Genomic DNA, 17,513 nt, shown 5'->3' with positions numbered 1-17,513 from the left:
TTGCTCTTAGTTTAACTATTTTATGAACTTAAGTTCAGTGATTTACGCTTCGTCTTTTTTAATGACCTCTTGTCGAAAAAGTCCTATGTAGCTTAGAATTAGTTATATATTCGTATTGCTATTAATCAATTGTAAGAGAGCGTCAGTTCATTTTGTAGTCCCCAAAAGGCCCAAACAAATCTGATGCTTTTTTTGTGTCTTTAAATGAAGATTTTTAAAACTAAAAATCACGTAATTTAGATGTTTTATACCCTAACACTATCTGGAACTAAAACCGTATAATCACCATTATTTCTAATGACATCTCTAACAATAGAGGATGAAATATATGACGTTCTAGCTGCTGTTAATAAAAATACAGTTTCAATTTTTGATAATTTCCTATTGGTATGTGCTATGGCTTTTTCAAATTCAAAATCTGCTGGGTTTCTTAACCCTCTAAGTATAAAATCTGCGTCAATTTCTTTACAAAAATCAATGGTTAAACCTCTGTAAGTAACAACTTTAACTTTTGGCTCATTTTTAAAAGCATCTTCTATATATCGTTGTCGTTGTTCTAAGGAGAACATGTACTTTTTTTCGGCATTAATACCAATTGCAATGACAACTTCATCAAAAAGCTTAATACCACGTTTAATAATGTCGTAGTGACCTAAAGTGATAGGATCAAATGATCCCGGGAAAATTGCTCGTTTCATAATTTATTTTCTGCTTTCAAAGATAATTATTATTTATTTGAGGGCTTCTTCTATAGCATTCTCAAACAATTCACTCACACTAATACCAGCTGCAGCAGCTTGCTGAGGCAAAATGCTAGCAGCAGTTAAACCAGGAACTGTATTGACTTCTAATAGATGAGGTTCTCCATTTTTAAAGATGTATTCACTTCTGCTAAACCCTTTAAGTTTTAGAACGTTATATACTTTCTTAGCAAGCGTTCTCACTAGTTCTGCTTTGTCTTCACTAATTCTTGCAGGTGTAATTTCTTGAGATTTCCCAAGATATTTAGCTTCATAATCAAAAAAGTCGTTTTCTGAAACAATTTCAGTAAGGGGTAGCACAACAGTGTCACCTTTATAAGTAATAACGCCTACAGATATTTCAATGCCATCTAAAAAAGATTCAATGATAACTTCATCATCTTCTTTAAAAGCAACATCAAGCGCCTGTTGTAAGTCTTCTTTTTTATATACTTTGGAAATTCCAAAACTACTTCCAGCACGATTTGCTTTCACAAAACAAGGTAAACCCACTTTGTTGACAATAGCGTCTTCATCAATAGGATCACCTAAGTTCACAAAGTAAGACGCTGCAGTTTTAATCCCGTAAGGTTTTAGAGCACTCAAGCAATCACGTTTATTAAACGTTAGTGCTGCTTGATACATGTTACAGCTTGTATGTGCAATATTTAACAACTCAAAATAGCCTTGCATAAAGCCATCCTCTCCTGGTGAACCATGAATCGCATTGAAAACACAGTCAAAAGTAATTCGGGTGTCATTGACTAACACAGAAAAGTCATTCTTATCTATTGGGAACTCTTCATCCATATCATTAACAAAGACCCATTTATTTTTAAAAATATGGACGCGATAGGCGTTATATTTCGATTTGTCAAGGGTTTTATAGACCACTTGTCCACTTTTAAGAGAGATGTCATATTCACTAGAATATCCACCCATGATGATGGCAATATTTTTTTTCATGCTTGCTAAACTTGCTTATGCTGAATTTGTTTCAGTATTTCAGTATTTGTATTTTTGAAAACTTCAATTTCTTAAGAGTCTCATCGATTAACATCCTCAAAACTAACAATAAATTATATCTATTATCAGTTAAGCTAAAATACCAAATAAACCATAGAACTCAACTCGACTTTATCTATTTCCTAAAAAATGGTCAAAACTCGCTCATATTTCCCTTATTTTATGTGCCAGAGCGATGCTATGACTTTAAAAAATATTCTCATTTCAGCGAATTTAGACACATTTTCGGTGAAACATAAAAAGTCAAGTTGAGTTCATAATAAAAACCCTTTCGTTTTTATATATTTGCCGAACAATAAATTAATACATGAGTTTCATACAGTTTCTTAAGAGTAAGACCTTTTTCAAACAATTAGGATTAGCAGTAATTGTTTTGTTTGTCATTGTCTTTTTAACGATACAATATTTGGACTGGACGACCAATCATGGAGAATTTATAAAAGTGCCTGAATTGAAAGGGAAATCCTTAAAAACGGTAAAAATAGAATTAAACGATAATGATTTGGTGATGGAAATTCAAGATTCAGCAAATTACAACCCTAAATACCCTAAGTTTTCTGTGATTGAGCAATACCCAAAAGCGGGGGCACAGGTTAAAGAAAATAGAAAAATTTACTTGACTTTAAATCCATCAGGATATCGTAAAGTATCAGTTCCAAATATTGTGCGACGCACATTTCGTCAGGCAAAACCTACATTAGAAACCTTAGGTTTTGAAGTTGGAAGCGTTACCTATATCGATGATATAGGTAAGGAAGAAGTGATTGCTATAAAGCACAAAGGAAAAACCGTAAAAGCGGGAGATATGCTTCCACTAACGTCAAAAATTGATGTTGTTTTAGGCAACGGAAATCGAGGATCCAACTAAAGATGACTACAGAATACACAGTACCAGAAGAGAATGATGATGAGTTATACGAACATCATTCGTTTACAGCAGATAAAGGCCAAGCACCACTTCGCATAGACAAATATTTGATGAATCGTATCGAGAATGCGACCCGAAATAAAATTCAGGCAGCAGCCAAAGATGGCAGTATTTATGTTAATGACGTCCAAGTAAAGCAGAATTATAAGGTGAAGCCTTTAGATACCATTCGTGTGCTCTTTGAGCATCCACCTTATGAGAATTTATTGACACCAGAGGATATTCCTTTAGATATTGTATATGAAGATGATGCCCTTTTAGTGCTTAATAAACCTCCAGGGATGGTCGTTCATCCAGGACATGGTAACTATTCAGGAACCTTGATTAACGCCTTGATTTTTCATTTTGACAATTTGCCTAATAATTCTAGTGAGCGTCCAGGATTAGTACATCGTATTGATAAAGATACGTCAGGATTACTAGTTGTTGCCAAAACGGAACACGCAATGACGCATCTCGCAAAACAGTTTTTTAATAAAACCAGTGAGCGAGAATATGTGGCGATTGTTTGGGGGAATATGGAGGATGACGAAGGTCGAATAGAAGGTCATATTGGTCGTCATCCAAAGAACAGATTACAGAATACCGTTTTTGAAGGTGAGGATGCAGATGAGAAAGGAAAACAAGCGGTGACGCACTATAAAGTTATTGAACGTTTAGGTTATGTCACTCTGGTCACTTGTAAATTAGAAACTGGTCGCACGCATCAAATTCGTGTCCATATGAAATATATTGGTCACACCCTTTTTAATGATGAACGTTATGGAGGTGAACGTATTTTAAAAGGAACTACATTTACAAAATATAAGCAGTTTGTGGACAACTGTTTCAAGATTTTACCAAGACAAGCATTACATGCTAAAACCTTAGGATTTGTGCATCCAACATCTGGTGAGCACATGAGTTTTGATTCGCCAGTTCCAGCAGATATGCAAGAGTGTATTGATAAGTGGAGACATTATGCAACACACATGCAGTAAAAGCAATGCCTGCGAAGACAGGAATCTTTAATTCGTAAAGGTAAGGGCCTTATGGTTTTTAGGGCGTTACCTTTTGCTCATGCCTACAAGGTTTGAAAGAAACCTCGCAGGATCGCAAAACGTCAGGCTCTCTCTACTCGCTTCCCGATAAAAATCGGGTGAGCTCAAACAGACTGTTCCATCCTTAACGCAAGTCTTAGCCTTTTCTATAACTTTTGGTTATTATCTCATAGAAACATTTAAAATAAATGAGTTGACAATTTTATTATTCTATTGTAACTTTACATTTGAGATGATGTTTAACACTTAATAACATACCTGCTTTTGTAGGTAACAACTATGAAACTCGTATTATCACCAGCAAAATCACTAGACTACGACAGTAAATTGCCAACGACAAAAACGACAGAGTCTTGCTTTCTAAATGAATCACAACGTATTAATAAACTGTTGAAAAAAGAGTCGCCAAAACAATTATCTAAGCTCATGAAGATTTCAGATAATTTGGCGCAACTTAATTACGATCGTAACCAACAATGGACAGTGCCTTTTACAAAAGAGAATGCCAGGCAAGCTATCTACGCCTTTAGTGGTGACGTATATCGAGGATTAGATGCTTATTCTATTGATAATAAGAAATTGGATAAAGTTCAAGATACGGTGCGAATCCTATCAGGACTCTACGGACTTTTAAAACCATTGGATCTTATCCAGCCGTATCGATTAGAAATGGGAACCAAATTTCCAGTTGGTAGAAATAAAAATCTATATGAATTCTGGAAACAACAAGTTACTCAAGCCTTAAACGATGAGTTAGAAGACGATGAGTTGTTTTTAAATTTGGCAAGTCAAGAGTATTTCAAGGCTATTGACACCAAAGTTCTAAAAGTGCCAGTTGTAGATATTAAGTTTCAAGAATTAAAAAATGGGCAATATAAAACCATTGCTATTTTTTCAAAATTAGCACGAGGTTTAATGACAAGATATGTGATTGATACGAACGCTAAGACTATAGAAGATATCAAAGGTTTTAATCATGATAACTATCGCTATACTGAGAATTTATCGAGCGACAAAGAACTTGTGTTTACAAGATAGTAAGGTGAGATTATAAGGTTTTTTTACCTGGCTTTATTTTGTCTTCGGTTTTAGGACGTTTTTTAATTCGACGTCGCTTAACTCCGAAGCTGCCAATATTTATTTTTCCTCGTTTTGATTTTTTGTCTCCTTTTCCCATCAAAAAGTGGTTTTTTGTTCCCGCGAAAACCAGAAACTATTTTATGTTTAATTTAAAACCTTAAGATAACTAAAATATTTTAGTAGTTAATTCTATAGTTAACAGATGTCTCAGGTATAGACTTAACAAAGAATTATTAAAACTTTTTCTTGAGTCTCTCCATCTAGAGTAGCCAATATATCAATTAGTAAGAATGTATTTTGCAAACAACTAAAAACAAGTGACCCAAGCTGTAATACATTTGACTCTAGAGTGGTGATTAGTTACATTTTTTTGAAGTACTCTTGTTTAAAAATATCTATAAATAAACACCAAGCGACTTAGGAAGTCTCGAATAATTATACTTCCTGCACTGTATTATACGATGGCTTTTCATTTTGAATTAAATCGTTAATGGCATCCCAAAGCTCAATTCTTTTTTCTAAAGATTTCTTGGCAGTAGTTAACACTTCATTCCATTTTACATCATCATCTCCGCATAGTATTGCAACCATTTTGAGTGAGAGAGGTCCATGTTCATCTCCATCTAGTTCAATATGACGCTCCAAGTAATATTTTAATTTGCTGTAAGACTTATTTTTAGAGTCCGAATTTTTAAGAATTTCTATAAACATGTCAGGAATGACATCTTCTCTCCCAAACGTAAATGCAGAAGCGATAAGATGCGGTTTATTTGTGTCAATAATTGAAAATGAAAATTTAACAAAATTAGCAACTCTTCTGTCAATATTGATTTCATTTAGCGAATATTCGATTGAATTTTCGGATTTTATAAGTTTTATAAACTTATTTATTTCATTAGTATCTGCATTAGTTTGCAACATGGCATCCAAGTACATTTCAAAATGACTTTTAGGTTCGCCTATTTCGTTAAGATCACTTTCTTCACCTTGAACGATTTCATTTATAAATCTTGATAATGTTGGGTTTTTTGGTGGTGTCCAAGGTGTTTTTACGGTTGTTAAATTTATTTGAAGATTTTTTAAAAGTGACATAAAATCCCATACTGCAAATACATGACTTTCCATAAAGGTTTTTATGTCCTCTATACTATTTAAATTTTCATAAAGTTTATGATTTTGCAATTGATTTCTTAATCCAGAAATCTCGTTTTCTATGTATTGTATTCTATTCATTCCGTTTTTTTAATGGCCTATAATGTGCTGAGATATCTGCGGTTTCAATGGTTGATATATAAGCTTTGCAAAGGTCAGTGTTTTATCGCAAATGTGATATATGTAAGGCCATATATTTTAATTATTTAACGTTTGCAGTCTTTTGTAATAGAGTAATTAGTTTCAAGTGATAATGTGAGTGCTCATTGATGTCATTGAGCCTACTAAAGTAGTTGTCGTATTTAACATCTTCAAAATCGCTCTAGATCACCTCTTCAGTCAAGAGAGCTATTTATTGTTCTAAAATTTGAGCATCATTTAAAATGGTATTTGGAGCGTTTTTTCAATCTACTTCTGGTTGGTTCTCGAGGTTTAAACAAGTCTAGTTATCACCAAAAAAAACAAAACTCGTATCGGCGCGGCTAAATGTTTTGAAATACTCATAGGGTAAAAAACACAAAATAAATATGACTATAAAGTTAGAATTCATACATTTATAAATGAAAGAAGATTTCTTACACTACTTATGGTTACATAAAAAGTTGGATGTACTCCACTTAAAAACAACACATCATGAGTGTTTAGAAATCCTAAGTGTAGGACAGCATAACCATAATTCTGGTCCAGACTTTTTTAATGGTCAAATTAGAATTGGGGAACAACTTTGGGCTGGTAATATTGAGATCCATATAAAATCTAGCGATTGGTTTGTGCATGGTCACGAACAAGACTCTGCTTATGATAATGTGATTTTGCATGTTGTTTATGAACACGATACAGATATTTTTAGACATGATAATTCTACAATCCCAACTTTAGAACTCAAAAATTTTATTGATAGTTCATTACTGGACAACTATTACAAGTTGTTTTCTTCAAAAAAGAAATGGATTAATTGTGAAAAAGATTTCCCTGATGTAGATGAATTCACACTCAAAAACTGGCAAGAACGGTTATATTTTGAACGATTAGAACGAAAATCTAAAACCATTGAAGGCTTATTAAAAGTATCAAAAAACGATTGGGAAGCTGTATTTTTTAAACTACTGGCTAAAAACTTTGGACTTAAAGTCAATGGTGCCTCTTTTGCTAGCATAGCTAATTCCATAGAGTTCTCTACAGTGAGAAAATCAAGTTCTAAATTAGAGCAATTGGAAGCCTTGGTTTTTGGTCAGGCTGGATTACTAGAAAAAGATAGTAATACGAGTTATTATGAGACGCTTCAGGAAGAATATAAATTTTTAAAACAAAAGTTTCAGTTGAACACTCAAGGTGTCGTCGACGTGCGATTTTTTAGATTGCGACCTCCAAACTTTCCGACGATACGTTTATCACAACTAGCAAATTTGTACCATAAGGAGCAGCAGTTGTTTTCAAAAGTGATTTCCGCAGAAAACCTGTCTGATATTTATACCCTTTTTGAAGTATGCCCCTCATCATTTTGGAAAACGCACTACACCTTTGATAAAGAATCTAAGCAGAGTAGTAAAAAAGTGACTAAAGCATTTGTGGACTTATTATTAATAAATACGATTTTACCTATCAAATTCTGCTATGCCAAACAAAATGGAGAAGCTATTGATGAAACGATATTGGAGATTATAAATGCAGTAGCTGCTGAGAAAAATTCTATAATAAATGGTTTTAACCAATTGAAACAAAAACCTAAATCTGCTTTAGAATCACAAGCCTTCGTCCAATTAAAAACAGAGTATTGCGACAAAAATAAATGTTTGCAATGTGCTGTTGGGAACGTATTGTTAACAAAATAAATTTTAACTTGCCGTGTGAAATTATTTTATCAAATACTTTACTATTTTCAAAAACGTGGTTACTACGTTTGTCAGCGTATTGCAGACCGTTTTGGAATTAGAGCAAAAATTGTAAGAACATCATTTATGTACCTCACGTTTGTTACTCTGGGGTTTGGTTTTGCCTTATACTTATTCTTCGCATTCTGGATAAAAATAAAAGATATTGTCTATACAAAACGCTCATCTGTTTTTGACCTGTAACCTATGAATCCATTAATTAAATTTTTTAGAAAGAAGATTTATACTGCAGTTTTTCTCTTAGTCTTCTTGCTTTTTATTGGTGTTTTAGGTTTTAAAATCATGTCCAATTATACTTGGGTTGATGCGATTTATATGACTGTAATTACTATTACCACTGTAGGTTTTGGAGAAGTACAGCCCTTAGATGATAATGCCAAAATATTTACGATATTCTTAATTTTGACTAGCGTTATAATCTTAGGGTATGCCATTACTGTCATTACCGAATATATTTTAAGCAAAAACAATTTTGAAGAACTAAAACAAAGAAAGATGCAAAAGAAAATTGACGGTTTTAAAGATCACATCATTATTTGTGGCTATGGAAGAAATGGGAAACAAGCCGCGAAAAAATTATTAGCTTATAATAAGTCTTTTGTTGTGGTTGAAAGGGACAAAGAAATCATAGAGAAGTTTCAAAATGAGATGGTACCTTTTGTTTTAGGAAATGCTAATGAGGATGAGGTTCTTTTACAAGCAGGTATTGAGCGTGCGAGTACTCTTATTTCTGCATTACCAAATGACGCAGATAATTTGTTTGTCGTGCTTTCTGCAAGACAAATTAATAGTAAATTAAATATCATAAGTCGCGCTTCTCAAGAAACGTCTTATAAAAAATTAAAATTGGCAGGAGCTAATAATGTTATTTTACCAGATAGAATTGGAGGTGATCACATGGCTTCCTTAGTTGTAGTTCCAGATTTAATTGAGTTTATTGATAATTTGTCTATCGTAGGGAAGTCTAACATCAATATTGAGCAAATCCCAGTTGAGAAATTGTATGATGCTACAAATGCTAAAACGATTAGGGACTTAGATCTTCGCAGAAAAACAGGATGTAATGTTATTGGTTATAAGAGCAGTAACGGTGAATACATCGTTAATCCTGAAGCTGATTTAGAATTAGCGCCTAATTCAAAAATAATTGTTCTGGGAAGACCTGAACAAATTCAGAAGCTTAATTCTGTTTACAATATCACGTAGTCAAATTTTGTTTTAACAGCAGATGTTTCAACAACTCGCTTTTTTTTAGCACCTTGCCCTATTGATTTAAAATATACTAACTAATATAATTTTTATGAAGAAAGGTCTACTTTCAATTTTCACACTTATTTTACCCATTTTAACATTCGCACAAGAATCAACCTCAAAGATTAGTATGGATGAGCGCATTGAAGCATGGTTTAAACCGGTTTCAGACGTCGTATCTTCTATTGTTTTTTACCCAATAAGTATTGTTGGTAGAGATGTTCCAATAGTTATAATTATTTTATTGTTAGGAGCCCTATATTTTACGATCTATAATAGATTTGCAAACTTTAGATTATTAGGAGTTGCTATAAGAGCAACTCGCGGGAAATACGACGAAATTGATCATCACGTTGCCGAAACAGTTGCTGGTGATTCAACGCCTAATGATGATGGAGATTCTTTTGAAACCATACAAAAAGAGGACGTCATTGGTGAAGTCACACATTTTCAAGCTTTAACCGCAGCCTTGTCCGCAACAGTTGGTTTAGGTAACATTGCTGGTGTGTCTGTAGCCATTGCAGTTGGAGGTCCAGGGGCAACAATTTGGATGATTCTGGCTGGATTGTTAGGTATGTCATCAAAATTAGTTGAAGCAACTTTAGGTGTTAAGTATCGTGAAGTGGGTGAAGATGGGAAAATTTATGGAGGTCCCATGTATTATTTAACAAAAGGACTTAAAGAAAAAGGACTTGGCGTTTTAGGTAAAATATTGGCTGTATTTTTTGCTATTATGGTAGTTGGTGGTTCATTTGGTGGGGGGAATATGTTCCAGGCAAATCAAGCTGCTGCACAATTTAAAATTTTAGCAAATACAACTTCGGGTTCTGCAGGATTTTGGTTTGGAGTAGTTTTGGCTGCTTTAGTAGGATTAGTCATCATAGGAGGTATAAAAAGGATTGGTAAAGTAACAGAAAAAGTAGTTCCTTTTATGGCTATCATTTTTGTAGGCGCTTCACTCGTTATTATATTTATGAATTTTTCATTAATTCCCGATGCTGTTTTAGAAATTTGGGATGGTGCTTTTAAGGCGGATTCGGCTTTAGGGGGTATAATTGGAGTTATGATTGTTGGGTTTCAACGAGCCGCATTTTCTAACGAAGCGGGAGTTGGATCAGCATCTATAGCTCATGCTGCTGTAAAAACAAGATTCCCAGCAAGTGAAGGTATTGTAGCATCTATTGGGCCTTTTATTGATACAGTTGTTATTTGCACCATGACAGCTTTGGTGATTATAATAGTAAATTTAAAGAACAGTTTATTCGCTTATGGTGATGTTGTTAGTAAAGAAGTATTATTAAATTCTAATGGAGAACGTATTGGAGGTGTCGATTTAACCTCATTGGCATTTGAGACAGCTATTCCAAATTTCTCTATAGTATTAACAGTTGCAGTTATTTTATTTGCCTTTTCAAGTATGTTATCTTGGTCCTATTATGGATTACAAGGTTGGACGTATTTATTTGGAAGAGGTAAGTTTGCTGATATAGTTTTTAAATCATTATTTTTAATTATGGCTGTTGTTGGAGCTTCTTCTAGTTTAGGTTCTGTTATCGATTTTTCTGATGCTATGATATTCGCTATGGTATTCCCAAATATTATCGGATTATTAATTTTAGCTCCAAAAGTGAAGAAAGAAATAAAACGCTATTTAATAGCTATAGGTCATACTAAAAAAGAATGATTTTAGTTAATCCTTTGTTGATTAGTTATCATGAAACGTTATAAATAGAACGTTACGTTTACTTAAAAAACCAACCTATATTATCCCGAAAAAGAATATTTTTTTTCGGGATAATATAGGTTGGTTTTTTGATGTTCTTTCTTGCGAAACGCCATTGGAATTAATTTTACTTGTAAGAGATGCTTTATTTTTTATATATTGCTCTACTAATTTTAAAAAATTAATTAATAAATAATCTTATGAAGAAAATTCTTCTTTCATTTGTTGCTTTCGCATTACCTATATTAATCGTTGCTCAAGATTCTGAAAAGGGTATTGACGAGGTTATTGATGAGAAATTTGGTGACGCTACAGGATGGTTTGTAGAACTTATATTTTATCAAATCCCATTTACAGACACTGTAAGTGTGTATTGGGTGTTGTTTCCGCTAATCTTAGGAGCCTTATATTTTACCGTCTATTTCAATTTTATCAATTTTAGAGGTTTTTTTACATCTGTAAATATTGTAAGGGGAAAGTATGATGAGTTAGATCATCATGAGTCTTTAATAGGTGCAGGAGATTCTACACCAGGGGGAGATGCTATAGAAACAATAGCTATAGAAGGGCACGAAGGAGAAGTTTCACATTTTCAAGCGTTGACAGCTGCTTTGTCAGCAACTGTGGGTTTAGGTAACATTGCAGGAGTTGCAATTGCAGTCTCTATTGGTGGGGCTGGGGCAACATTTTGGATGATTGTAGCAGGATTTCTTGGTATGGCATCTAAATTTGTAGAATGTACGCTTGGTGTAAAATATAGAGATATCGCAGAAGATGGAACCGTTTACGGCGGCCCCATGTATTACCTTACTAAAGGACTTAAAGAAAAAGGACTTGGTGGTCTAGGCAAAGTATTGGCAGTCTTATTCGCCATTTTTGTGATTGGTGGTTCATTTGGAGGGGGGAATATGTTCCAAGTAAATCAAGCATTCCAATTGGTTGAAAATATAACAGGTGGTGAGCAGTCCTTTTTACACGGATATGGTTGGGCATTTGGTTTAGTGATGGCAATACTTGTGGGTATTGTAATTATTGGAGGTATTAAAAAAATAGCCAAAGTAACAGATAAAATTGTACCATTTATGGTGGCAATTTATGTGGCAGCATCATTATTCGTAATCTTCGCAAAATACGATATGATAGGAAGTGCTTTTGCGGCAATCTGGAATGGTGCTTTTAGTCCAGAAGGAATTGCAGGTGGTGCTGTAGGAGTTTTAATTCAAGGATTTAGACGTGCTGCATTTTCAAACGAAGCAGGTATTGGTTCGGCTTCTATTGCGCATTCTGCGGTAAAAACAAAATATGCAGCAAGTGAGGGGATGGTGGCATTATTAGAACCATTTATTGATACGGTTGTGGTTTGTACTATGACAGCTTTAGTTTTGATTATTACGGGTTCTTTATCAGGAGCAGGTCCTTCAAATGATGCAGAAGCAATTTTAATGACTTCAGGAGCATTTGGAAGTGTAATAAGTTGGTTTCCTTATGTCTTAACGGTTGCAGTAGTGTTATTTGCTTTTAGTTCTATGATCTCTTGGTCTTACTACGGTTTTCAAGGATGGACTTACCTTTTTGGAAGAAGTAAAAAGACAGAATATACATATAAAGTAATTTTCTGCGTGTTCGTTATAATTGGAGCAGCTGCAAGTTTAGATTCGGTAATTGGATTCTCAGATGCAATGGTATTCGCGATGATGGTTCCCAATATGGTTGGTTTGATTCTCTTGGCTCCTAAAGTGAAAGAAGAACTAAACAGGTATATGGCAGTAATTAAAGCTAATAAGTCATAAATTAAAATAATGAATTTTAAATCCCACTTCTGGTTTACAAGAAAACAGAGAAGTGGGATTTTTTTGTTGTTACTCCTTATATTGGCAGTGCAATGCATCTATTATTTTGTTGATTTTTATTCGGAAGAGTTTGATGTTAATACACAGGATATCTTTAAATTTCAAGCAGAGATAGATTCTCTGCGTTTAGAGAAATTAGAAGCTTCAAAACCAGTGATATTTCCTTTTAATCCAAATTATATTACCGATTTTAAAGGCTATTCAATCGGAATGTCTAATGAAGAAATTGACCGACTTCACCTGTTTAGAGAGACCAATAAATGGGTCAATTCCTCGAAAGACTTTCAGAGAGTAACCAAAATATCAGATTCGCTTTTAGCTGAAATATCGCCTTACTTTAAATTTCCAGACTGGGTGACTAATCCTAAAACTAAAACAAACTATGTCAATAATTATTCAAATAATGCGACACCTAAGACCTTTGCTCAAAAACAAGACTTAAATACAGCAAGTGCAGCTCAACTCAAACGTATTTATGGTATAGGAGAAAAGCTATCTGAACGCATCGTTGCGTATAGAACAAAATATGGAGATTTTGTTGCAGATGTTCAGCTTCAAGAAGTGTATGGCTTATCAGCAGAAGTTATTGAACGTGCATTAAACGAGTTTACAGTTAAAACAGCAAAATCGATTGTAAAAATCAATATAAACAAGGCTACCCTCGATCAATTGGTGACTATAAAGTACATTGATTACGAGATTGCCCATAATATCATAGAGCAAAGAACACTTAGAGAGGGTTTCAAGACCTTAGACGAATTAACAAAAGTTAAAGGTTTTCCTATTAAAAAAAGTGAGATAATTAGGTTATATTTGACAATCGATTAGATATAAAAAAATAATAATTTATGAGTAGTAGATATTTCACTGAAGAACACGAATTATTTAGACAAAGTTTAAAAGATTTCCTGCAGAAGGAAGTTGTTCCCCATATTGAAAAATGGGAAAAAACGGGTCATATAGAACGTTTTATTTGGAAGAAATTTGGTGAAATGGGTTTCTTTGGTATTGCATATCCTGAGGAATATGGAGGAATGGATCTCGATTTATTTTATACAGTGATCTTACTTGAGGAATTACAGAAAGTGAATTCTGGTGGGTTCGCAGCTGCAATTTGGGCACATGCCTATTTAGCAATGACTCACCTTAATAAAGAAGGTGATGACGCTATCAAACAAAAATACCTAGCACCAAGTATCACTGGAGATAAAATAGGTTGTCTCTGTATTACAGAACCATTTGGTGGTAGTGACGTTGCAGGAATGAGAACAACTGCAGTTAAAAAAGGAGATACATATGTGATTAATGGTTCAAAAACATTTATTACAAATGGAGTGTATAGTGATTATCTAGTGGTTTGTGCAAAAACAAATCCTGAGCTTGGTAATAAAGGGATTAGCATATTTGTAATGGATCGCGAGACACCAGGAGTTTCCGCTACAAAACTTGATAAATTAGGTTGGAGAGCTTCAGATACGGGTGAGATTGCATTTGATAATGTAATCATTCCTGCGTCTAACTTAATGGGTGAGGAAAATAAGGGCTTCCCTTACATCATGCAACATTTCGCTTTAGAGCGATTAATCATGGGAATCAATGCGCACGCTCGTGCGGAATTTGCTTTAGATTATGCTCAAAAATATATGAGCGAACGTCAAGCGTTTGGGAAAACTATCGATAAATTCCAAGCCTTAAGACATACGTTTGCAGATTGCTACGCAGACATGTTGATGTGTAAAGAATTCAATTATGCTATCGCAGATCGTCTTAATAATGGTGAATATGTGGTTAAAGAAGCTACAATTTCTAAATTGCGTTCAACAAAAATGTCAGATGAGGTAATCTACCAGTGTCTTCAGTTTTTAGGAGGTTATGGCTATATGGAGGAGTATCCTCTTGCAAGATTGGCTCGTGATAGTAGATTGGGCCCAATTGGTGGTGGAACATCAGAGATTTTACGTGAAATAATAGCGAAGATGGTATTAGATAATAAAGATTATAAGCCTGCAACCTGATTTTATTCTTCGGAAAAATAACAACCAAACTGTTCCCTCGTAAATTAAAAGAACACTTAGTATGGTAATGAAATATATCAAAAATGGTTTAGGGGTAACGATATTACTTTTATCATTTGGCGCAGCATCACAAATTGAAATCACAAATAAAATTCTCGATTTCTCAATGCTTGCACCAATAGAGAGTGCCAGTATCTATGTTAAAAACACAACAATTGGTACGGTAAGTAATTCTGATGGTAAGTTTATATTACAAGTTCCTCAGGAATTTGCAAAAGATACTTTAATCATTTCCTCTATTGGTTATAAAAGTTATAAGATTCCTGTAATAGAATTTGATAACAGTTTAGATATTTATTTAGAAGAGGATGTAGCCTCACTTGATGAGATTATTCTAATTGCAGAAATACGTCCCAAAACAGGAAATGATATTGTGCTCAAAGCTATTGAGAAGTTAGCTATCAATTTGCCTGATTCTGCGTATATACAAAAAGGATTTTTACGCCATAAAGAACGAAACAAAGTCGAGTTTAAATGGCTTATAGAAAGTGCGATAACCGTATATGATTCTGGCTTCGCAGCCAACTCTAGTGACTATTTAAAAATCAATGTCGATCAGGTTAGAAAAAGTTACGACCTTAGAGATATAGATAGTATTTTTAATTATGTGGCTTATAATAACCAGAATGCAAAGCGCAGTAGACTAAAGGTTAAAGACGTAAAACGTAGTCAATTGTCAACAGCGCAATTAGAGAAAGCTATAAAGTGGAATGATACTAGAGTTAACGGACTTCAAAATATATTTCAAGGAAAATTAAACTTGCTGAGAAATTCAATAGATGCTAAGGCGCTTTTTGGTGAGGACATTTTAGAAAAACACCATTTTGATTTAGACACCATATTAGTTGATAATGATAGAAAGATTTATAAAATTAAAATTTCAGAAAGCACAAAATTAGTAGACTTAGAGACTAAAGGCATTTTTAACGCAGGATATGAGGCTAAAGGTTGGTTATACGTGTATTATGATAATTACGCAATTAAAAAGATAGAGTATGAACTCGTGGCGGCTTCTCAAGCACAAAAGGTACGAAGTAAACGTTTATTTGATACTCAGGTAAATCACAAATTAGTGATGACTTACATAGAATACCAAGATAAGATGTATCCCAATTATATCTATTACGAAACTCCAAAACTCGTCAATGTTGGTTTTAAAACGGATCAAAAAGTAAGTGATGAAGAAAAGGAACGTTACAATAAAGAAGAACGTTATTACTACACAGTTCAAGAAATTCTATTTTCTGAAATAATTCTAGATAAAGAGATCATCAAAATGAAACTCGATGGTGAATGGGATATGGATATCTTCTCTCCCAAGCCCTATAATAAAGCATTCTGGAAAAATTATAATGTGCTTTTAGAAAGTGAAGAGGACGAAAAATTGATTCAGGATCTAAGCCAAAGGGCTTCTTTATTTAGAGACTAGATTAAAACTTTAAAAAAAGAAGTTGGGTATTTTAAATTACTTTTTATATTTGCAGCCTTAAAAAATCTAAAAGAGAGGAGGTTAAGGACTATGTTAATAATTCCAATACAATCAGGAGAGAATATAGATAGAGCGTTAAACCGCTATAAACGCAAGTTTGTGAAGACGACGGTTAAAAGCCAGTTGCTAGAACGTAAACAATTTACAAAACGGTCTATAGCACGCAGAGCGCAAGTTAAAAAAGCTCAATATGCTCAAGATCTTAGAGATCAAGAAGCCGTATAAGTATTGCTTTTCTTAATTATTAATCCTGCTTATTCAAGTAGGATTTTTTTTGCTCGATACTCAAGTCGCTATTGAAAAAGGTTGTACTTTTAAATTTACACTAAACTCAAGTAATAAATAAAATCTTACTTCGGAAATTATATCACATGTCTTTTAGAGCGTTCTCAGATTATCTCTTGCTAGAGAAAAACTATTCACCACTAACGCTAAAGGCGTACTTAGCGGATTTACAGGCATTTCAAAAATTTATAGTTTTAGAATTTCAAGAGAACACTATAAACGATGTGAACTACCAGCAAATAAGAAATTGGATTGTAAGTCTCGTTGAAAGTGGTGTCTCCAACCGAAGCATCAACAGAAAAACATCTTCTCTTAATACCTATTATAAATTTCTTCTAAAAATTAATACAATTACGGTAAACCCTTTGAATAAGCATAAAGCTTTAAAAGTCAGCAAGAAAATTCAAGTGCCATTTTCCGAAGGAGAATTGCACCAAGTTTTAGATGAACTTAATTCGGTAACAGATTTTGAAGGCTTAAGAAACCGTTTGATTATTGAATTGTTTTATGCAACGGGAATACGCAGAATAGAACTAGTGGAGCTCAGGCTTTCGGATGTTGATATGTCCAATAGAACATTGAAAGTTTTGGGTAAGCGAAATAAAGAAAGACTAATCCCTTTGTTAGATTCTGTTATAAAAACAATAGAGACATATTTAGGGCAAAGAAATAACTTAGAAATTATTATAGATGATTCTTGTTTGTTTTTAACTAAAAAAGGGGTTAAAATTTATGAAACTCTTGTTTACAGAATTATAAATGACTACTTTAGTAAGGTATCTACGAAAGTAAAAAGAAGTCCGCATATATTGAGGCACTCATTTGCGACTCACTTACTTAATCAAGGTGCAAATTTAAACGCTGTAAAAGAACTTCTCGGACACTCAAGTTTAGCAGCAACTCAAATCTATACACATAATAGTATAGCAGAACTGAAAAAAGTGTACACAAATACACATCCAAGAAGTAAAAAGTAATATTG

Annotated in this window: 17 protein-coding genes; 13 read left to right on the top strand and 4 right to left on the bottom strand. The window is 33.7% G+C overall.

Annotated elements, in window-relative coordinates; genetic code table 11:
* Positions 1 to 245 precede the first annotated feature (245 nt).
* Positions 246 to 698 (bottom strand): pantetheine-phosphate adenylyltransferase, encoded by a 453-nt coding sequence (coaD, locus tag ACJAZK_RS09495; RefSeq protein WP_415223728.1) that lies wholly within the window; start codon positions 696 to 698, stop codon positions 246 to 248.
* A gap of 33 nt (positions 699 to 731) precedes the next feature.
* Complete coding sequence (locus tag ACJAZK_RS09490) at positions 732 to 1,706, bottom strand: D-alanine--D-alanine ligase (RefSeq protein ID WP_415223727.1); 975 nt, start codon at positions 1,704 to 1,706, stop codon at positions 732 to 734.
* Between the two features lie 367 nt (positions 1,707 to 2,073).
* Here ACJAZK_RS09490 and ACJAZK_RS09485 point away from each other — a divergent pair, with 367 nt between their 5' ends.
* From ACJAZK_RS09485 to yaaA, 3 genes are all read left to right on the top strand, one after another.
* Positions 2,074 to 2,634, top strand: a complete 561-nt coding sequence (locus ACJAZK_RS09485) for a PASTA domain-containing protein (protein ID WP_415223726.1) — start codon at positions 2,074 to 2,076, stop codon at positions 2,632 to 2,634.
* A 2-nt stretch (positions 2,635 to 2,636) separates the two neighbouring features.
* Positions 2,637 to 3,674 (top strand): RluA family pseudouridine synthase, encoded by a 1,038-nt coding sequence (locus tag ACJAZK_RS09480; RefSeq protein WP_415223725.1) that lies wholly within the window; start codon positions 2,637 to 2,639, stop codon positions 3,672 to 3,674.
* 339 nt (positions 3,675 to 4,013) lie between these two features.
* A complete protein-coding gene (gene yaaA / locus ACJAZK_RS09475) occupies positions 4,014 to 4,772 on the top strand; it encodes a peroxide stress protein YaaA (RefSeq protein WP_415223724.1) in 759 nt (252 codons plus the stop codon).
* Between the two features lie 10 nt (positions 4,773 to 4,782).
* Here yaaA and ACJAZK_RS09470 read toward each other — a convergent pair whose 3' ends face one another.
* Together ACJAZK_RS09470 and ACJAZK_RS09465 are read right to left on the bottom strand one after the other, a co-directional pair.
* Complete coding sequence (locus ACJAZK_RS09470; protein ID WP_084142328.1) at positions 4,783 to 4,911, bottom strand: 30S ribosomal protein THX; 129 nt, start codon at positions 4,909 to 4,911, stop codon at positions 4,783 to 4,785.
* Between the two features lie 338 nt (positions 4,912 to 5,249).
* On the bottom strand, positions 5,250 to 6,047 hold the full coding sequence (locus ACJAZK_RS09465; RefSeq protein WP_415223723.1) for a DUF3050 domain-containing protein: 798 nt from the start codon (positions 6,045 to 6,047) through the stop codon (positions 5,250 to 5,252).
* A gap of 479 nt (positions 6,048 to 6,526) precedes the next feature.
* Here ACJAZK_RS09465 and ACJAZK_RS09460 point away from each other — a divergent pair, with 479 nt between their 5' ends.
* From ACJAZK_RS09460 to ACJAZK_RS09415, 10 genes are all read left to right on the top strand, one after another.
* A complete protein-coding gene (locus ACJAZK_RS09460) occupies positions 6,527 to 7,798 on the top strand; it encodes a DUF2851 family protein (protein WP_415223722.1) in 1,272 nt (423 codons plus the stop codon).
* Between the two features lie 15 nt (positions 7,799 to 7,813).
* Positions 7,814 to 8,041 carry a PspC domain-containing protein gene (locus ACJAZK_RS09455; protein WP_415223721.1) on the top strand — a complete coding sequence of 76 codons (228 nt, stop codon included), beginning with the start codon at positions 7,814 to 7,816 and terminating at the stop codon, positions 8,039 to 8,041.
* 3 nt (positions 8,042 to 8,044) lie between these two features.
* Positions 8,045 to 9,064 carry a potassium channel family protein gene (locus tag ACJAZK_RS09450; protein ID WP_415223720.1) on the top strand — a complete coding sequence of 340 codons (1,020 nt, stop codon included), beginning with the start codon at positions 8,045 to 8,047 and terminating at the stop codon, positions 9,062 to 9,064.
* A 94-nt stretch (positions 9,065 to 9,158) separates the two neighbouring features.
* Positions 9,159 to 10,793 carry an alanine/glycine:cation symporter family protein gene (locus tag ACJAZK_RS09445; protein WP_415223719.1) on the top strand — a complete coding sequence of 545 codons (1,635 nt, stop codon included), beginning with the start codon at positions 9,159 to 9,161 and terminating at the stop codon, positions 10,791 to 10,793.
* Between the two features lie 239 nt (positions 10,794 to 11,032).
* The gene (locus ACJAZK_RS09440) at positions 11,033 to 12,622 is read left to right on the top strand and encodes an alanine/glycine:cation symporter family protein (protein ID WP_415223718.1); all 1,590 of its coding nucleotides are present in this window, start codon (positions 11,033 to 11,035) and stop codon (positions 12,620 to 12,622) included.
* Between the two features lie 9 nt (positions 12,623 to 12,631).
* The gene (locus ACJAZK_RS09435; protein ID WP_415223717.1) at positions 12,632 to 13,510 is read left to right on the top strand and encodes a ComEA family DNA-binding protein; all 879 of its coding nucleotides are present in this window, start codon (positions 12,632 to 12,634) and stop codon (positions 13,508 to 13,510) included.
* A gap of 20 nt (positions 13,511 to 13,530) precedes the next feature.
* Positions 13,531 to 14,697 (top strand): acyl-CoA dehydrogenase family protein, encoded by a 1,167-nt coding sequence (locus ACJAZK_RS09430; RefSeq protein WP_415223716.1) that lies wholly within the window; start codon positions 13,531 to 13,533, stop codon positions 14,695 to 14,697.
* Positions 14,698 to 14,764: 67 nt separating this feature from the next.
* Positions 14,765 to 16,186: a carboxypeptidase-like regulatory domain-containing protein gene (locus ACJAZK_RS09425; RefSeq protein WP_415223715.1), complete on the top strand. Its 1,422-nt coding sequence runs from the start codon at positions 14,765 to 14,767 to the stop codon at positions 16,184 to 16,186.
* Positions 16,187 to 16,276: 90 nt separating this feature from the next.
* Positions 16,277 to 16,471 (top strand): 30S ribosomal protein S21, encoded by a 195-nt coding sequence (gene rpsU, locus ACJAZK_RS09420; protein ID WP_415223714.1) that lies wholly within the window; start codon positions 16,277 to 16,279, stop codon positions 16,469 to 16,471.
* A 146-nt stretch (positions 16,472 to 16,617) separates the two neighbouring features.
* The gene (locus tag ACJAZK_RS09415; RefSeq protein WP_415223713.1) at positions 16,618 to 17,508 is read left to right on the top strand and encodes a tyrosine-type recombinase/integrase; all 891 of its coding nucleotides are present in this window, start codon (positions 16,618 to 16,620) and stop codon (positions 17,506 to 17,508) included.
* Positions 17,509 to 17,513 lie beyond the last annotated feature (5 nt).

The organism is Psychroserpens sp., from assembly GCF_047633235.1.
Classification (GTDB): Bacteria; Bacteroidota; Bacteroidia; order Flavobacteriales; family Flavobacteriaceae; genus Psychroserpens.
Note: the sequence above shows the minus strand (reverse complement) of the source record. Positions and strands in the feature narration are given on the sequence as shown.

Excerpts from the sequence above, each read along its gene's own strand:
- ACJAZK_RS09480 (WP_415223725.1), top strand. The coding sequence starts at position 2,637 with ATGACTACAGAATACACAGTACCAGAAGAGAATGATGATGAGTTATAC.
- ACJAZK_RS09425 (WP_415223715.1), top strand. The coding sequence starts at position 14,765 with ATGAAATATATCAAAAATGGTTTAGGGGTAACGATATTACTTTTATCA.
- yaaA (WP_415223724.1), top strand. The coding sequence starts at position 4,014 with ATGAAACTCGTATTATCACCAGCAAAATCACTAGACTACGACAGTAAA.
- ACJAZK_RS09440 (WP_415223718.1), top strand. The coding sequence starts at position 11,033 with ATGAAGAAAATTCTTCTTTCATTTGTTGCTTTCGCATTACCTATATTA.
- ACJAZK_RS09485 (WP_415223726.1), top strand. The coding sequence starts at position 2,074 with ATGAGTTTCATACAGTTTCTTAAGAGTAAGACCTTTTTCAAACAATTA.
- rpsU (WP_415223714.1), top strand. The coding sequence starts at position 16,277 with ATGTTAATAATTCCAATACAATCAGGAGAGAATATAGATAGAGCGTTA.
- ACJAZK_RS09470 (WP_084142328.1), bottom strand. The coding sequence starts at position 4,911 with ATGGGAAAAGGAGACAAAAAATCAAAACGAGGAAAAATAAATATTGGC.
- ACJAZK_RS09465 (WP_415223723.1), bottom strand. The coding sequence starts at position 6,047 with ATGAATAGAATACAATACATAGAAAACGAGATTTCTGGATTAAGAAAT.
- ACJAZK_RS09435 (WP_415223717.1), top strand. The coding sequence starts at position 12,632 with ATGAATTTTAAATCCCACTTCTGGTTTACAAGAAAACAGAGAAGTGGG.
- ACJAZK_RS09460 (WP_415223722.1), top strand. The coding sequence starts at position 6,527 with ATGAAAGAAGATTTCTTACACTACTTATGGTTACATAAAAAGTTGGAT.
- ACJAZK_RS09490 (WP_415223727.1), bottom strand. The coding sequence starts at position 1,706 with ATGAAAAAAAATATTGCCATCATCATGGGTGGATATTCTAGTGAATAT.
- ACJAZK_RS09445 (WP_415223719.1), top strand. The coding sequence starts at position 9,159 with ATGAAGAAAGGTCTACTTTCAATTTTCACACTTATTTTACCCATTTTA.
- ACJAZK_RS09450 (WP_415223720.1), top strand. The coding sequence starts at position 8,045 with ATGAATCCATTAATTAAATTTTTTAGAAAGAAGATTTATACTGCAGTT.
- ACJAZK_RS09430 (WP_415223716.1), top strand. The coding sequence starts at position 13,531 with ATGAGTAGTAGATATTTCACTGAAGAACACGAATTATTTAGACAAAGT.
- coaD (WP_415223728.1), bottom strand. The coding sequence starts at position 698 with ATGAAACGAGCAATTTTCCCGGGATCATTTGATCCTATCACTTTAGGT.
- ACJAZK_RS09415 (WP_415223713.1), top strand. The coding sequence starts at position 16,618 with ATGTCTTTTAGAGCGTTCTCAGATTATCTCTTGCTAGAGAAAAACTAT.